Raw genomic sequence first — 14,625 nt, forward strand, 5'->3', positions numbered from 1 at the left:
CGCGGAAGCGGAACCCCCGCGGGAGCGCCGGGCGGGCGGGCGACGACCCGCCCGCCCGGCGTGGCTCAGCTACGGGTCGCGGTCCAGTAGTTGAGGTTCAGATTGCCGGTCAGGAACTCGATCCGGACCGTGTGGTAGGTGCCGGTGGCGAAGGCGAAGCTGCCCGCGTCCACCGTCTGGTACGTCTGCCAGCCGCCGGTGGCGGGCACGGAGACCGTCGGGCCGGCCACGCCGTCGACCACGAAGCGCAGCCGGCCGGCGGAGTTGTCCGAGGCGACCCGGACCTGGAAGTCCGTCGTGCCCTGGAGCGGCAGCTGCTCCCACTCCAGCCACTCGCCGGAGGCGATGCCGCCGACGTTCCAGCCGCCGCCGGTGTCGGTGGTGGCCTGCACGTCCAGGTCACCGGCCCGGTAGGCGTTCCAGGCGTTGCCGGCGGTGGTGTCCAGGTACGCGTCGGCGGTCTCGGCCTCGACCTTGGTGGCCGCCGGGAACGGGGTCTTCGAGAACCGGCGCATGATGTTGATCATCTGGCCGGGGTAGTCGGTGTGCCGCTGGTCGTAGCCGCCGTCGGCGGTACGCAGCAGCGCCGCGTTCTCCTCCCAGTCGGTGAAGCCCTCCACCAGGGTCACCTTGGCGCCCTTGCCGACGGTGGCGGTCAGCCCGTTGACCAGGGCCTGGCCGTGGTTCGGGTCGATGTTCATGGTCGTGGTGCCGCTGGCGAAGTGGAAGCCGGGCACGGCCGCCCCGTAGGTCGCCCCGTTGAAGGTGGCCAGGGTGCTGGCCGGGGTGGGCACGCCGAACCAGTCGTCCACCCCGCCGATCTGCGCCGAGACCGTCGGGTCCTGCTGGAGCCAGCTCTGGTCCACCACGAAGTAGGGGTCGACGCCGAACTGGGCCTTGGCCTGCGTGCGCACATAGGCCAGCATCTTGGCGGCGTTGCCGTTGCCCTGGTTGGTGAAGGCGAAGTCGTTGATCGACCACTCGTACACCAGCGGGCGCCCGTCGACCTTGTACCGCAGGCTGTCGGGGACGCGCGAGTAGAACTCCTTCAGGTTGTCGTCCCAGATGTACTGGTAGCCGCCTTCGCCCGCACCGGTGGCGTCGCCGATGTCGAAGGGCGGGGTGTAGCCGCCGGTGTGGTGCTTGACCTGGTTCTTCTTGTCGGTCAGCGAGGCCGGGGTGTCGTCGAAGGCGGCGATCTTCAACTGACCTCCCACCCCTCGGCGGTTGATCGCGTCGACCAGTCCGGTCAGCACGCGCGGGTCGCCGCCGCCGTCCGGGACGGCCCGGCCGGGCACGTAGCCGCGCACGTCCACCGCGACGAAGTCCACGCCCGCGGTGGTGAGTTCCTCCACGTAGTCGTCCCAGAAGGCGGCATTGTTCCCGGTCGTCAGGTACATGGGCAGGTTGTAGATGGTGTTGCCCTGGTTCTGGTGGTTGCCGTTCAGGGTGTCGGTGCTGAATCCGAAGGTCACCCCGAGCGCCCCGGTGGTCGCCGCGTCGCGGTGCGGCAAGGTGGTGCCGCCGTTGTCCGTGATCACGGCGGCCGGGCCGGCGGAGGCCGCGGGAGCCGCCGCGACCTGCCCCGCGCCCGCGAGGGCGGTGGTGACGGCCGCGCCGGCCGCCAGCACGGCCAGCACCGCCCTGATCCTCGTGCGCGCACTCGTACGCCTCACGTCGCTCACTGTCCTCGGCCTTTCGTCGTCGACGAGGGAAAGGCCCGCCCCGGCGGTCGCGGGGGCGGTGCAGCGGCGGCGCACGATCACGGCGCACGGGCCGTCATCGAGTACGGCCACAGGATCACGGGTCCCCGGCGGGCTGTCAACGAGCGCCGGGGTGACGGGAGTGAACCCGAGTGACGGACCACAGGTGACGGCCCGGGGCCGGCCGATCGGTCGGGCCCGAGGGACGGCTCAGGTCTGGCTGATGCGGTCCAGGACGGCCAGCGCCTCGATGAGGTTGCGGCGCTCGGCCTCGGTGCAGGTGTCCTGGAGGACCCGGGCCAGCCATTCCTCTCGGGCCCGGCGGTCCCCGGCGATCATCTCGCGGGCCTGGTCGGTGAGGCTGACCAGCTGCTTGCGGCCGTCCTCGGGATCGGGGTCACGGCGCACCAGGCCGCGCTCCTCCAGGACGGCGACGGTCGCGGCCATCGACTGGGGCCGCACCCGTTCGCCCGCGGCCAGGCCGCTGGTGGTGTCCGCGCCGTCCTGGAGGAGCCGGCTGAGCACGGCCGTCTGCGAGGGCGTGAGGTCGTCGACCTCGGCCACCTGCTTGAGCCGGCGGCGCAGCCGGCTCATCACGGTGCGCACGTCGCTCGCCGCGCGGACCGCCGAGGCCGAGACCGGCCCCGACGTCGCGGTGCCCTGGGGGCTGTCGTTCATCCCCTCACCGTAAGACCTGCCACCGACAGCGTGCAGCCTTTGCGGCATACGGTGGGGTGATGACGACTTCTCGCGTCCTGACCTGGCAGGTCACCGAGAGCGGCGGCTACGAGACCGCGTGGATCGAGCTGGAGGCGGGCGCGCTGCGGGCCCGCGGCCGGGTGGTGGGCACCCGGCCGGAGCCGTACTGGATCACCTACGAGCTGCGGACCGGCGACGGCTTCGGCACGGGCTCGCTCATGGTGAGCGCCGAGACCGCGGACGGCACCCGCGGGCTGGACCTGCTGCGCGACCCCGGCGGCCATTGGACGGCCGACGGGGAGCCGCTGCCCGGCCTGGACGGGGCGCTCGACTGCGACCTGGGGCTGTCGCCGCTGACCAACACGATGCCGGTGCTCCGGCACGGCCTGCACGAGCGGGCCGGCTCCCAGGAGTTCCTGATGGCCTGGGTACGGGTGCCCGACCTGGCCGTCCTGCCGTCCCGCCAGACGTACACCCATCTCGCGCCCGGCCTGGTCCGCTTCACCAGCGGCTCCTACCGCAGCGACCTGTCCTTCGACGCGGACGGCCTGGTCACCGCCTACCCGGGCATGGCCCGTCGGCTCGAACGCGGCACCGGCGAGGCGGCACCGGACGACCAGGGACCCTCGGCCGGCTGAACCGCGGTCACTCCTTCGGCTGGGTGAAGCGGATGCTGTTGCCGAAGGGGTCGCGCAGCGCGCAGTCGATGCCGTACGGGCGCTCGGTGGGCTCCTCGGTGAACTCCACGCCCCGGGCGCGCAGGGTCTCGTAGGTCGTGCGGCAGTCGTCGGTGCCGAAGATGAGCGAGCCGCCCATGGCGCCCTTGGTGACCAGGTCACGGACCTGCTCGGCGATCTCCTCGGACAGCCGCGGCGGGCCCGGCCGCTCCAGCAGGATGTTCCGCTCGGGCCGGCCGGCGACGCTCACCGTCAGCCAGCGCATGAAGCCCAGGTCGACGTCCGCGGTCACCTCCAGCCCGAGCTTGCCGACGTAGAAGTCCAGGGCCTGGTCCTGGTCGAGGACGTAGAGCTGCGAGTGCGTGATCTCGTTGAACATGCAGCTCACGCTAGTGCGCGGAGCCGGCGAAAACTTGTCCGAAACCGCTGGATCGGGGGACCCGGCGTGCGGCCGCGCGTCACCCGCTGAGCCTCACCCGCTCGGCCGGGTCCACGCCATGGTGAAGCAGGTCGGCACGTTCGCGGCGACCGCTTCCCTGCGGTACGCCCGTGGCGAGCGGCCCACGATCTCCCGGAAGGTCCGGCTGAACGTCGCGGGGCTGCCGAACCCGACCTCGAAGCAGACGTCGGTCACGCTGCGGTCCGTCTCCCGCAGCAGGAACATCGCCCGCTCCACCCGCCGCCGCTGCAGATACCGGTGCGGGGTCTCGCCGAACGTCGCGCGGAAGGTCCGGGCGAAGTGCGCCTCCGACACGTGCGCGATCCGGGCCAGTTCGGCCACCGCCAGCGGCTGCGCGTACCCCCGGTCCATCGCGTCCCGCGCCCTCAGCATCCGCCGATTGCTGTCCTCCACGGCCCGGCTCATGAGGCCATCCCACCACGCCCCCCTGTCGCACGGCACCCCTCGCCTGCTGACCGCCGGTCACAAGCCGCGGTCCGGATCGTCCTGAATGCCGGGCGCGGGTGGGGGTAGGCGGCGGATTGACGGCAGTTGGCCGTCATCCGACTCAGGGAGGCGGGCATCGTGGGCATCGGAGGGTGCATCATCCTGATCGCGGTGGGCGCGGTCATCACCTTCGCCACCAACTGGCACGCCAAGGGCGTGAACATGGACCTGCTCGGGCTGATCCTGATGGGCGTGGGCATCATCGGACTGGCCGCCTATGTCAGCATCTTCAAGCGGCGCCGGCTTCCTCCGACGGCCGACGGCGACATACCGCCGGTGGTCGAGGAGCGGTACTACCCGGAGGACCACTACCACCCGGGCGGGCGCTACTGACCGCGCCCCGACAGCCCGCTGGGGGGCGTGCGGACCGGTGCGAAGACCGGCGCGCACGCCCCTTCGCCGTGCGTACGGACGTAACCGGGCGGGCGTACCGGCGTACGGGCCCGCGGAACGGCTACCGCTCCTCGTCCATGCCCGCCAGCACCAGCGCCAGCCGGGAGTCGCCGGAAGCGCCGAGCTTCACCGGGACACCCCAGTCCTGCTGGTGGACGTGGCACGCGGGGTACGGGTTGGACGGGTCGTCGTCGCAGGACGCGGCCATCGCCGAGACGTGCAGCACGCCCTCGCCGGCCGACGGGTCCAGGACCAGGTCCCGGAACAGGTCGGTGCCGGTGCCCGCGCCCTCCTCGATGAGTTCCGGCGGGGTGGCGCTGACCAGCAGCCGGGTGGAGGGGCCGTAGCGCTGGTCCAGCTTCTGGCCGTCCGGGGCGGTGAACACCACGTCCAGCCGGAAGGGACCGGCTGCCACGTCCAGCGCGGCCCGCTGCGTACGGTGGGCCACGGCCTCGACCCGTACCGCCTCCTCCGGCAGGTGCAGGCGGGTCAGCCGGTGCCGGGCGGACTCCACGACCACGATGTCGCCCTCGACCACCACCGCGGCCGACGGCTCGCGCAGGTCGGTGGCGAGAGTGGAGACCTCACCGGAGACCGGGTCGTAGCGCCGCAGCGCGTTGTTGTAGGTGTCACTGACCGCGACCGAGCCGTCCGGCAGCGCGGTGACGCCCAGCGGGTGCTGGAGCAGCGCCTGCCCGGCCGCGCCGTCGCGGTGGCCGAAGTCGAACAGGCCGGTGCCGACCGCGGTACGGATCACGTAGTCGCCGCCGTCCGCGGACCGCTCGGCCCAGCGCAGCGCCGAGGTCTCGGAGTCGGCGATCCACAGTCGGGGCCCGGCGGCGGCCAGCCCCGAGGGCTGGGCGAACCAGGCGTCGCCGGCCGGCCCGTCGACCAGGCCCTCGTTGGTGGTGCCGGCCGCGACCTCGACCCGCTCGCGCGCCGGGTCGTACGTCCACAGTTGGTGCACGCCGGCCATCGCGATCCACACCCGGTCCTCGAACCAGGCCACGTCCCACGGCGAGGACAGCGACACCTCCAGCGCCGCGCCGGAGGTCGGCGATCCCTGCCACCACTGCTTGCCGGTGCCGGCCACGGTGCTGACCCGGCCGCTCTCCAGGTCCAGCCGGCGCAGCGCGTGGTTCACGGTGTCGGCGACGATCACCGCCCCGTCGGGCAGCAGCGCCAGCCCCTGCGGCTCGCTGAACTGCGCCTTGTCGGCCGGACCGTCCGCGAAGCCGCGCTCGCCGGTGCCGATCCGGCGGACCACCGTCTCGCCGTCCGCAGCCAGCTCCACCAGCGCGTGCCGGGTGGAGTCGGAGACCAGGTAGTGGCCGGAGCCGGGCAGCACCAGCGCCTTCCCGGGAAAGCGCAGGTCGGTGGCCTGCGGCTCCGGCGGCACGTACGGTCCGTCGCCGCGGCGCAGCGTGCCCTTGGCCGCGTGCTCCTGCTCCAGCCGGGTGACGAGCTTCTCCAGCGCGTGCGCGTGGCCCTCCCCGGCGTGCTGGGCGACCACGTACCCCTCGGGGTCGATCACCACCAGCGTGGGCCAGGCGCGGACCGCGTACTGCCGCCAGGTGGCCAGCTCGGGGTCGTCCAGCACGGGGTGGTGCACCTCGTACCGCTCGACCGCGTCCACCACGGCCCCGTGCTCGGCCTCGTGCACGAACTTCGGCGAGTGCACCCCGACGACGACCACCGTGTCCCTGTGCTGTTCCTCCAGCTCCCGCAGCTCGTCCAGGACGTGCAGACAGTTAACGCAGCAGAAGGTCCAGAAATCGAGGATCACAATGGATCCGCGCAGGTCGGCGAGGGTAGGTTGCTTGTCACCGGTGTTCAGCCAGCCGCCCTTGCCGATCAGCTCGGGCGCCCGGACGCGTGCACGTGCAGTCATGTTCCCATCCAACCTCATGTTCGCGGGTAACCATTCCCCCATGAAATTCGTGGTGCGCGAGAAGATCTTCGGGATCGGCGACGACTACTGGATCGAGGACGAGAACGGCCGCCGGGCGTTCTTCGTCGACGGCAAGGTGCTGCGGCTGCGGGACACCCTGGAGCTGCAGGACGCGGACGGGGCGGTCGTGGCCGTCATCCACAAGAAGCTGCTCAGCATTCGGGACGCGATGACCGTGGAACGGGACGGCCAGGTCCTCGTCACGGTCAAGAAGAAGCGGCTGGCCCTGCTGCGCGAGGTCTACCGGGCCGAGCTGGCCTCCGGCGGCGAGCTCGAGATCAGGGGCGACCTGATCGACAAGGAGTACGACATCGAGTACGACGGCGACCGCCTGGCCCGGATCTCCCGGCGCTGGTTCTCCCTGCGGGACGCCTACGCCATCGACGTGGAACGCGACGACGCGGACGCCGCCATGCTGATCGCGATCGCGGTGTGCGTCGACCGCCTGGTCGAGCGGGAACACGGCGAGGAGTAGCGGGCCCGGAGGAGCCGGAGGCGAATGGGACCCGTAGGGGCCGGAGGCGAATGGGACCCGTAGGCGCCGGAGCCGCGTAGGACCGAGAGGAGCCGGAGGCGAATGGGCCCGTAGGCGCCGGAGCCGCGTAGGACCAGGAGGGGCCGGAGAGGTGGGGTCCGAAATGCTGACTTATATTTGTGGGCCGCCAGGCCCGTAAATATGAGATTTCGGACCCCACCTCGCAGGCCCCGACCCCGTACGCACTACGGCTTCTGCACCCCCCGCACCTACGGCAACGGCACCCCGAGCACACGATCCCGAAGCACCGGGAACTCCGCCCGGGTGGCCGCCACCCGGCCGGGATCCAGGTCGACGGTGAGGACCTGCTCGTCCGGCCCGGCCTCGGCCAGGATCTCGCCCCAGGGGTCGACGACCATGGAGTGCCCGGCCTGCGCCACCCCGGCGTGCGTACCGGCCGTGCCACAGGCCACCACGTATGCCTGCGACTCCACCGCGCGGGCCTGCACCAGCAGCCGCCAGTGCGCGAGCCGCCGGGCCGGCCAGCCGGCCGGGATCACCAGGATCTCGGCGCCGGCGTCCACCAGCAGCCGGAAGAGCTCGGGAAAGCGCAGGTCGTAGCAGGTGGCCAGGCCGAGAACGGCGGCCGGGTGCCGGGCGGTGACGACCTCGTGGCCGGCCGCCATGAGCGCGGCCTCGCCCGAGTCGAAGCCGAAGCGGTGGATCTTCCGGTACCCGGCGTGCAGTTCGCCGTCGGGCGAGAAGACCAGCGAGGTGTTGAAGAGCGGTCCGTCGGGGTCCCGCTCGACCACCGATCCGGCGTGCAGCCACACCCCGGCGTCGCGCGCGGCGGCGGCCATCGCCTCGGCGGTGGGCCCGCCCTCCACCGGCTCGGCCTCCGCGGCGAACGCACCGGCCGCGAACGCGCCCACCGGCCACAGCTCCGGAAGCACCACCAGATCCGCCCCGGCCTGCGCCCGGACGAGTTCGGCGGCCCGCACCCGGCGTTCCGCGACCGATTCCTTCGGGTCTACGTCGATCTGCAACAGCGTTGCGCGCACCAGGCCACCGCCCATACGTGGGTTCGTCAGCTCGGGCCTACCATCGTCACTCGAAAGCAGTGCATGGGCGCCCGCGCGCAGACTAACTTAGGCGCCACCACCCGACCGCGCACCGATCCGTCGAGGGGTCCCGTGACCGTCCACAGCAAGCTCCAGTCGTACATCGACGCCTGGACCCACTCCATAGAGTCCATCAACGAGATGGTTTCTCCGCTGACCGAGGGGGAGTGGTCCCGAGCGACGGAGTGCCCCTACTGGTCCGTGCGGGACGTCGTCTCCCACATCATCGGTTTCGAGTGCGAACTGCTCGGCGACCCGCGCCCGATCCACACCCTCCCCAGCGACCTGCGGCACATCGTCGACGAGAACGCGCGCTACACCGAGGTCCCGGTCGACATCCGGCGGCACCACACCGCGCCGGAGATGACCTCCGAACTGGAGTACACGATCATCCGCCGCTCCCGGCAGTTGCGGAACGAGTCGCGGCAGCCCGACGCCGTGGTCCGGGCCATCGGCGGCGGCGAGATCACCCTCGAGGACCAGTTGTGGGCGCGGGTGTTCGACGTCTGGGTGCACGAGCAGGACCTGCGCCGGGCGCTGGACAAGCCGGGCAACCTCGCGTCCGCGGGCGCGGTCATGGCCCGGGACCACCTGCTGCGCTCGCTGCCCAGGCTGGTGGCCGAGGACGCCCAGGCCGGGCCGGGCTCGGCGGTGGTGTTCGACGTGCACGGCCCGCTGGAGTTCATGCGTACGGTCCGGGTCGGCGCCGACGGCCGCGGCACCATCGACTCGGCGGTCTCGCTGGGTCCCGCAGTCACCTTCGTGGTCGACTGGGAGACCTTCCTGCGGCTGATGACCGGCCGGGTCAAGCGCAGCGCGGTGGACGAGGACCGGCTGAAGACCGAGGGCGACCTGAAACTGGCCGACGAGATCCTGTCCCGCATCGCGGTCGCCCGGTAGGCGCGGCGGCGCGGGCCCACGAGCAGGGGGGCATGGTACGGGCTGTGATTATCCGGTGACCGTCCGACAGGAAAAGACGTCAATTCCGGCCGGATCTGCGCCCTGGGCGAGTAGTGTGAGGTGCACTCACCCGTACTGCTGAGTACACCGTGTGGGCGACAGGCGTTCGCACCTCGCGTCACAGCAGGTCAGGTGGGTCGGACAGGGCACAGCACGGCTGGCACGACGCAGCACCGTACACGCGGCACGCCAGGCACATCAGGTACGGCACGGCACGTCTCGCACCACCCGCACCCCCGCTTCACAGCACTCCCAGCTCGTACGTCAAGGAACCCCCGGCACGGCGGGCGGCTGCCGGCCTCCCGCCAGAGGTACCGATTGATGTCAGCCCAGGACTCCTCGTTAGCGCCCGCGCCGCTTCCGTCACCGCGCCGGAAGACCTCTGTCACCAGGGCCGCCGCCCTGCCGCTGGCCGTCACCGTCGCGGCGGGTGCGGCGAGCGCGTGGGCGGCGACGCGTACCACCGCCGTGCACGACCGGCCGCTCGTCCTCGGTACCGGCGGCCTGGCCGCGGTGCTGCTCGGTGTCGCCCTGGCGCTGGCCTTGGCGCACCGCCGCATGTCCCGTGAACTGCGGCACCGCACCGAGTGGTTGCACGCCGAGGCGGCCCGTACGGTCGCGGCGCACGCCGACGCGGGCCGGCGGGCGGCGGCCGAACTGGAGGCGGCCCAGCGCGCGTCCCGCGACGCGGAGGTGCGCCGGCGCACCTCGGTCGAGGCCGAGGTGTCGCTGCGGGCCGCGCTGAAGGCCGAGACCGCCCGCGCGGCGGCGCTGGAGGGCGAGACCGTACGGCTGGCCGACGTGACCATCCCGCTGGCGGTGGAGCAGCTGCGCGGCGGCGGTTCGGCCGACACCGTGCTGTCCCGGCTGCCCCAGCCGACCGGCCCGGCCCACCAGCGGCTGCTGGACGTGCTGGTGCGGGAGATCGGCGCCGGCGAGCGGATGCGCGCGGCCGGCCTGACCGCGTGCGCGAACGCCGCGAGCCGGGTGCAGGCGCTGACCACCGCGATGCTCGCCGACCTGCGCGAGATGGAGGAGCGGCACGGCGAGGACGTGCTCGGCGACCTGCTGCACCTGGACCACTGCACCGCGCAGGCGGGCCGGCTGGCCGACAGCATCGCGGTGCTCACCGGTGCCCGCACCGGCCGCCGCTGGACCAGGCCCATCGTGATGGAATCGGTGCTGCGCGGCGCCATGGGCCGGATCAACGCCTACCAGCGGGTCCGGCTGCACTCGGTGTCCACCGCGGCCGTCGCCGGGTTCGCCGCCGAGGGCGTGATGCACGCGCTGGCCGAACTCATGGACAACGCCTGCAACTTCTCCCCGCCGACCGAGGACGTGCACGTGTACGTCCAGGAGACGCACTCGGGGATCGTGATCACCATCGAGGACGCCGGCCTGGTGATGCCGGACGCCACGCTGGCCCGGGCCGAGAAGCTGGTCTCGGCCGAGCCGCTGGACCTGCGGTCGCTGTCCGGCAACCGGCTGGGCCTCGCGGTGGTGGGCTGCCTGGCCCGCAAGTACGGCCTGATGGTGTCCTTCCGCCCCTCCTCCCGCGGCGGCACCGGCGTGGTGGTGCTCATCCCGCCGAAGATCGTCACCCAGGCGCCCGAGGGCTACCCGGTGGCCCCGGTCGAGCCGGTCTCCGGCGGCCCCACCGCGCCGCCCCGCGCCCCGGTGCAGCCCGCGCCCTACGTCATCCCGGTGGTGGACGAGCAGCACGATCCCTCGACCGCGAGCCGGACGGTGGCCGGGACCACGCAGCAGCCGCGCGCGCCGTACCAGGGCCCGTACCAGGGGACGCAGGGAACGCAGGGGGCCGTCCCGAACCAGGGCGCGTACCAGGACCCGTACGAGGGCTCGTACCAAGGCTCGTACCAGGGCCAGGAGAGCGCCGGGAGCACGTACGACGCGAGCGCCGGTTACGACTTCGACTACGACCCGGCCGACTACGAGAGCGGCGGGTACGACGGGACGGCGTACGACCAGCAGCCCGTGCACAACCGCCCCGCCACGCCGCTGCCCAGGCGCCCGAGGGGCCAGACGCTGGCCGCCTCCCGGCACGGCGACCTGACGGGCGATCCGGCCGCGGAATTCCTGGATCCCTCGCCCGAGGAGGAGGCCCGGGCGGCCCGGGCCCGGGCCGCCGCCGGGGCGCGGTTCAGCGCCTTCCGCGAGGCCGCCGCGGGCCGTTCGGCCGACCGGGCACGCGCGGCCGGAACCGACGGCCAAGCGGAGCGGGTTGATCCGGCCGATCCGGATACGGAACCGGGTACGGCGGGTACAGGAGTGACGGGCACGGCCGGTACGGAACCGAGCACAGCGGGTACGGAAACGGCGGAGCCCCGCGGGGAGACCCGCGCGATCAGGGGCCCCGACTTCACGGCCTCGGGGGAGGGACCGATCGCGGGGGAGGCATGGGACCGATGAGGGGTGGGGCGAATGACGACGACGACCGACGGCGGCCTGGAACGGCTGCTTGAGCAAGTGCTGGCCAGGACGCCGGGCGCGCGGCACGCACTGCTGCTGTCCCGGGACGGGCTCAAGCTGAGCCTGTCGCCCGGCCTTTCGGCGGACCGCGGCGACCAATTGGCCGCCATAGCCTCCGGCATCCAGTCGCTCGCGCACGGCGCCTCGATGGAGTTCGGCGACGGCACCGGCGGGGTGCGGCAGTCGATGACCGAGTTCCACGGCGGGGTGCTGTTCATCGTCGAGGTCGGCGAGGGCGCGCACCTGGCGGTGATCGGCGAGGAGGACGCGGACGCCGGGCTGATCGGGCAGCGCATGAACGAGCTGGCCGAGCACATGGCCGGCCGGCTGCGCGCCGACCCGCGGCTGCGGACTCGCGCCGAGGCCGCCGAGGCGCCGTCCGGTCCGGGCGGGAAGCTGGCGGTATGACCCGCCGGCCGGTGGACAGCGGGGTGCCGGACCGGCTCTACACCGTCACCGGTGGCCGCAGCCGGACCCAGGACACCACGTTCGACCTGGTGACGATCGTGGTGGGCGAAGCGGAACCGGCGCTGGGCATGCAGTCCGAGCACATCCGTATCCTGCGGCTGTGCGGACGGCACCCCACCTCGCTGGTGGAGCTGTCCTCCCACCTCGGACTGCCGGTGGGCGTGGTCAAGATCCTGCTGGCCGACCTGCTGGCGGCCGGCCGGATCAGCGCCCGGCACCCGAGGTCCGCCGCCCCCGGCGCCGAACTGCTGCCGCCGGCCGAAACCCTGAAGAAGGTACTGCGTGCACTCCAGAACCTCTGACCTGCCGGCGGACCCCGGTCCGTGGGCGGGCGGCGCGGGCCGGCCCGGTCCCGCCGGACGGCCGCCGGGCCCCGGGTGGCCGCCGAACCCCGGACCGCCGCTGCGTCAGACGGCCGCCGACGGGCTGAAGATCGCCGTGGTGGGCGGCTTCGGGGCGGGCAAGACCACCCTGGTCGGGGCGATCAGCGAGATCCCGCCGCTGTCCACCGAGGAGACCATGTCCAGCGCGGGCGTCGGCATCGACGACCCCGCGACCAGCGGCGCCGGCACCAAGTTCCGTACCACCGTGGCCTTCGACTTCGGCCGGATCACGCTGGACGAGGAGCGGGTGCTGTACGTGTTCGGCGCACCCGGGCAGGAGCGGTTCTGGTTCCTGTGGGACCGGCTGTTCTCCGGCACCATGGGCGCGGTCGTCCTGGTCGACACCCGGCGAATCACCGACTCCTGGTACGCGATCGACCGGCTGGAGCACCTGGGTGTGCCGTTCATCGTGGCCCGCAACAACTTCGGGCCGCCGGGGCACTCGCTGGAGGAGCTGCGCGACGCCCTGGCGCTGCCGCCCGGCATTCCCCTGGTCGACTGCGACGCCCGCAAGCGGCACTCGGCCAAGCGCGTGCTGGTCACCCTGGTCGATCACCTGCTGACCTTCGCCACGGACCGGGAGACGCTGCGGTGACGTCGTACCAGGACTTCCCGGACCGCCCGGACGCGGCCGGCCGGCCGCCGCTCCCGGAGTACCCGGCTGCGGCCCGCGAGGAGCCGGAGCAGCAGCCGTACGCGGCCCGCCCGGCGTATCAGGTGCGACAGCAGGACGCGGTCCCGCAGCCGGGCGCCGGCTGGGACCCGCAGCCCGCGGCCCGGCCGACCCCGCCCCCGCCCTCCCCCGCACCGCCCGCGCCGGCGCCGGGCCTCCAGCCGGTGCCGCCGCCGCAGATCGGCGCACCCTGGGAGCCGCGTACGGACCCGGGTGCGGCACCCGGCTCCTGGTCCGGGCCGGGGGGCGGCGGCTACGAAGGGCGCCCCGGGACGGAGGGCTCCCCCGGGACGCCCGGTCCCTACGAGCCCCGGCCCGGCTCCCCGGCCCCGTCCGGACCCGTGCCGGGCGCGGAGCCCGGCTTCTCCTACGGCACCGGGTCCAGCCCCTGGGGCACCGAACCGCAGCTCGTCCCCACCCGGCTCGACGTGCCCGCGCTGCACGACAATCCGGCCGGATACTTCGGCGCGCTGCGCCTGATGCACGGCACGGTCGCGCCGGTGCTGCTCGAGGGCGACCTGCCGGCCTGGCTGGTGCTCGGCTACCGCGAGGTGCACTACGTGCTGGCCAACCCCGGCCTGTTCGGGCGCGATTCGCGGCGCTGGCACTCCTGGCACCGGGTCCCGCAGAGCTGGCCGCTGCTCCCCCAGGTCGCGCACAACTCCTCGGTGCTGTTCACCGAGGGCGACGCCCACCGGCGGCGGGCCGGCGCGATCGCCGATGTGCTGGCCGGGGCCGACCAGTTCGAGCTGCGGCTGGCCGCCGAGCGCGCGGCGGACGCCGCCATCGACTGGTTCGCCGGCGCCGGCCGGGCCGAACTGGTCGCGGACTACGCCGGACAGGTGCCGCTGCGGGTGATGGCCGCCCTGCTGGGCCTGCACGAGGACGAGACGGCGGAGCTGGCCACCGACGTGGCGCTGTCCTTCGACGACGGCCCGGAAGCGGCGGCGGCCTGCGCCCGTACCCGCAACACCATGGAGGTGCTGCTGGAGCGGGCCCGGCGGCGGCCCGGCCCGGAGATCCCGGCCCGGCTGCTGGCCCACCCGGCCACTTTGGACGAGGAGCAGATCGTCCAGGACCTGCTGGCCCTGGTGACGATCGGCCAGCAGCTCACCGCCCAGTGGATAGGCAACGCGCTGCGGCTGATGCTCACCGACGACCGGTTCGCGGTCACGCTGTCCGGCGGGCGGCGCAGCGTCGGGCAGGCGCTCACCGAGGTGCTGTGGACCGAGACGCCCGCCCAACTGGTCATCGGCCGCTGGGCGACCCGCGACACCCAGCTCGGCGGCCGGCTGGTGCGACAAGGCGACTGCCTGGTCCTCGGGCTTGCCGCGGCCAACACCGACCCGGCGGTGTGCCCGTACGCGGCACCGGGTCTGTCCCAGGCGTCGGCCGCGGCGCCCGGCGCGGTCGCCAACCAGGCCCATCTGTCCTTCGGCCACGGCGAGCACCGCTGCCCCGCGCCCGCCCCGGAGATCGCCGAGATCACCGCCAAGGCGGCCATCGAGGTGCTGCTCGACCGCCTCCCGGACCTGCACCTGTCCGTCCCCGACAGCGAGGTCCGCCCGCGCCCCTCGCTGTGGCTGCGCGGCCCGGCGGCACTGCCGGTGGAGTTCACCCCGGTGTGAGTGCCGCGGGTGCCCGGCGGCCGTACGCGGCGGCGTACGGCCGGGGGCCAGGTGGTAC

15 protein-coding genes are annotated in these 14,625 nt (G+C 73.2%); 9 read left to right on the forward strand and 6 right to left on the reverse strand.

What is annotated here, in order from left to right:
- Positions 1–65 precede the first annotated feature (65 nt).
- On the reverse strand, positions 66–1,676 hold the full coding sequence (locus ITX44_RS15060) for a DUF5010 domain-containing protein (RefSeq protein WP_205357717.1): 1,611 nt from the start codon (positions 1,674–1,676) through the stop codon (positions 66–68).
- Between the two features lie 237 nt (positions 1,677–1,913).
- Positions 1,914–2,381, reverse strand: a complete 468-nt coding sequence (locus ITX44_RS15065) for a MarR family winged helix-turn-helix transcriptional regulator (protein ID WP_205357718.1) — start codon at positions 2,379–2,381, stop codon at positions 1,914–1,916.
- A gap of 59 nt (positions 2,382–2,440) precedes the next feature.
- Here ITX44_RS15065 and ITX44_RS15070 point away from each other — a divergent pair, with 59 nt between their 5' ends.
- The gene (locus tag ITX44_RS15070; protein ID WP_205357719.1) at positions 2,441–3,040 is read left to right on the forward strand and encodes a putative glycolipid-binding domain-containing protein; all 600 of its coding nucleotides are present in this window, start codon (positions 2,441–2,443) and stop codon (positions 3,038–3,040) included.
- Between the two features lie 7 nt (positions 3,041–3,047).
- On the opposite strand, the gene ITX44_RS15075 is transcribed toward ITX44_RS15070, so the two are convergent.
- A complete protein-coding gene (locus tag ITX44_RS15075) occupies positions 3,048–3,458 on the reverse strand; it encodes a VOC family protein (protein WP_205357720.1) in 411 nt (136 codons plus the stop codon).
- Positions 3,459–3,551: 93 nt separating this feature from the next.
- Positions 3,552–3,944, reverse strand: coding sequence for a helix-turn-helix domain-containing protein (locus ITX44_RS15080; RefSeq protein WP_205357721.1), 393 nt, complete (start codon positions 3,942–3,944; stop codon positions 3,552–3,554).
- A 159-nt stretch (positions 3,945–4,103) separates the two neighbouring features.
- On the opposite strand from ITX44_RS15080, the gene ITX44_RS15085 reads away from it, so the two are divergent.
- A complete protein-coding gene (locus ITX44_RS15085) occupies positions 4,104–4,358 on the forward strand; it encodes a hypothetical protein (protein WP_205357722.1) in 255 nt (84 codons plus the stop codon).
- A 121-nt stretch (positions 4,359–4,479) separates the two neighbouring features.
- On the opposite strand, the gene ITX44_RS15090 is transcribed toward ITX44_RS15085, so the two are convergent.
- Positions 4,480–6,309, reverse strand: a complete 1,830-nt coding sequence (locus ITX44_RS15090; protein WP_205357723.1) for an NHL domain-containing thioredoxin family protein — start codon at positions 6,307–6,309, stop codon at positions 4,480–4,482.
- A gap of 40 nt (positions 6,310–6,349) precedes the next feature.
- On the opposite strand from ITX44_RS15090, the gene ITX44_RS15095 reads away from it, so the two are divergent.
- On the forward strand, positions 6,350–6,844 hold the full coding sequence (locus ITX44_RS15095) for an LURP-one-related/scramblase family protein (protein WP_205357724.1): 495 nt from the start codon (positions 6,350–6,352) through the stop codon (positions 6,842–6,844).
- A gap of 269 nt (positions 6,845–7,113) precedes the next feature.
- Here the strand turns inward: ITX44_RS15095 and ITX44_RS15100 are convergent, their stop codons facing one another.
- Entirely contained in the window at positions 7,114–7,905 is a 792-nt protein-coding gene (locus tag ITX44_RS15100) for a carbon-nitrogen family hydrolase (RefSeq protein WP_205357725.1), read from the reverse strand.
- Between the two features lie 132 nt (positions 7,906–8,037).
- On the opposite strand from ITX44_RS15100, the gene ITX44_RS15105 reads away from it, so the two are divergent.
- The 6 genes from ITX44_RS15105 to ITX44_RS15130 all read left to right on the forward strand — a co-directional run bounded on the left by ITX44_RS15105 (position 8,038) and on the right by ITX44_RS15130 (position 14,567).
- Positions 8,038–8,865, forward strand: coding sequence for a maleylpyruvate isomerase family mycothiol-dependent enzyme (locus tag ITX44_RS15105; RefSeq protein WP_205357726.1), 828 nt, complete (start codon positions 8,038–8,040; stop codon positions 8,863–8,865).
- Between the two features lie 381 nt (positions 8,866–9,246).
- On the forward strand, positions 9,247–11,355 hold the full coding sequence (locus ITX44_RS40985) for a sensor histidine kinase (protein ID WP_236060628.1): 2,109 nt from the start codon (positions 9,247–9,249) through the stop codon (positions 11,353–11,355).
- A 12-nt stretch (positions 11,356–11,367) separates the two neighbouring features.
- Positions 11,368–11,823 carry a roadblock/LC7 domain-containing protein gene (locus ITX44_RS15115; RefSeq protein WP_205357727.1) on the forward strand — a complete coding sequence of 152 codons (456 nt, stop codon included), beginning with the start codon at positions 11,368–11,370 and terminating at the stop codon, positions 11,821–11,823.
- A complete protein-coding gene (locus ITX44_RS15120) occupies positions 11,820–12,185 on the forward strand; it encodes a DUF742 domain-containing protein (protein ID WP_205357728.1) in 366 nt (121 codons plus the stop codon). The genes ITX44_RS15115 and ITX44_RS15120 overlap by 4 nt, the downstream gene beginning before the upstream one ends.
- A complete protein-coding gene (locus tag ITX44_RS15125) occupies positions 12,166–12,861 on the forward strand; it encodes a GTP-binding protein (protein WP_372440919.1) in 696 nt (231 codons plus the stop codon). Before ITX44_RS15120 ends, ITX44_RS15125 begins: the two co-directional genes overlap by 20 nt.
- Positions 12,858–14,567, forward strand: coding sequence for a cytochrome P450 (locus ITX44_RS15130; RefSeq protein ID WP_205357729.1), 1,710 nt, complete (start codon positions 12,858–12,860; stop codon positions 14,565–14,567). The genes ITX44_RS15125 and ITX44_RS15130 overlap by 4 nt, the downstream gene beginning before the upstream one ends.
- The last annotated feature ends 58 nt before the right edge of the window (positions 14,568–14,625 follow it).

The organism is Actinacidiphila acididurans, assembly GCF_016918855.1.
Lineage (GTDB): Bacteria > Actinomycetota > Actinomycetes > Streptomycetales > Streptomycetaceae > Actinacidiphila > Actinacidiphila acididurans.

Excerpts from the sequence above, each read along its gene's own strand:
- ITX44_RS15065 (WP_205357718.1), bottom strand. The coding sequence starts at position 2,381 with ATGAACGACAGCCCCCAGGGCACCGCGACGTCGGGGCCGGTCTCGGCC.
- ITX44_RS15070 (WP_205357719.1), top strand. The coding sequence starts at position 2,441 with ATGACGACTTCTCGCGTCCTGACCTGGCAGGTCACCGAGAGCGGCGGC.
- ITX44_RS15075 (WP_205357720.1), bottom strand. The coding sequence starts at position 3,458 with ATGTTCAACGAGATCACGCACTCGCAGCTCTACGTCCTCGACCAGGAC.
- ITX44_RS15080 (WP_205357721.1), bottom strand. The coding sequence starts at position 3,944 with ATGAGCCGGGCCGTGGAGGACAGCAATCGGCGGATGCTGAGGGCGCGG.
- ITX44_RS15090 (WP_205357723.1), bottom strand. The coding sequence starts at position 6,309 with ATGACTGCACGTGCACGCGTCCGGGCGCCCGAGCTGATCGGCAAGGGC.
- ITX44_RS15095 (WP_205357724.1), top strand. The coding sequence starts at position 6,350 with ATGAAATTCGTGGTGCGCGAGAAGATCTTCGGGATCGGCGACGACTAC.
- ITX44_RS40985 (WP_236060628.1), top strand. The coding sequence starts at position 9,247 with ATGTCAGCCCAGGACTCCTCGTTAGCGCCCGCGCCGCTTCCGTCACCG.
- ITX44_RS15115 (WP_205357727.1), top strand. The coding sequence starts at position 11,368 with ATGACGACGACGACCGACGGCGGCCTGGAACGGCTGCTTGAGCAAGTG.
- ITX44_RS15120 (WP_205357728.1), top strand. The coding sequence starts at position 11,820 with ATGACCCGCCGGCCGGTGGACAGCGGGGTGCCGGACCGGCTCTACACC.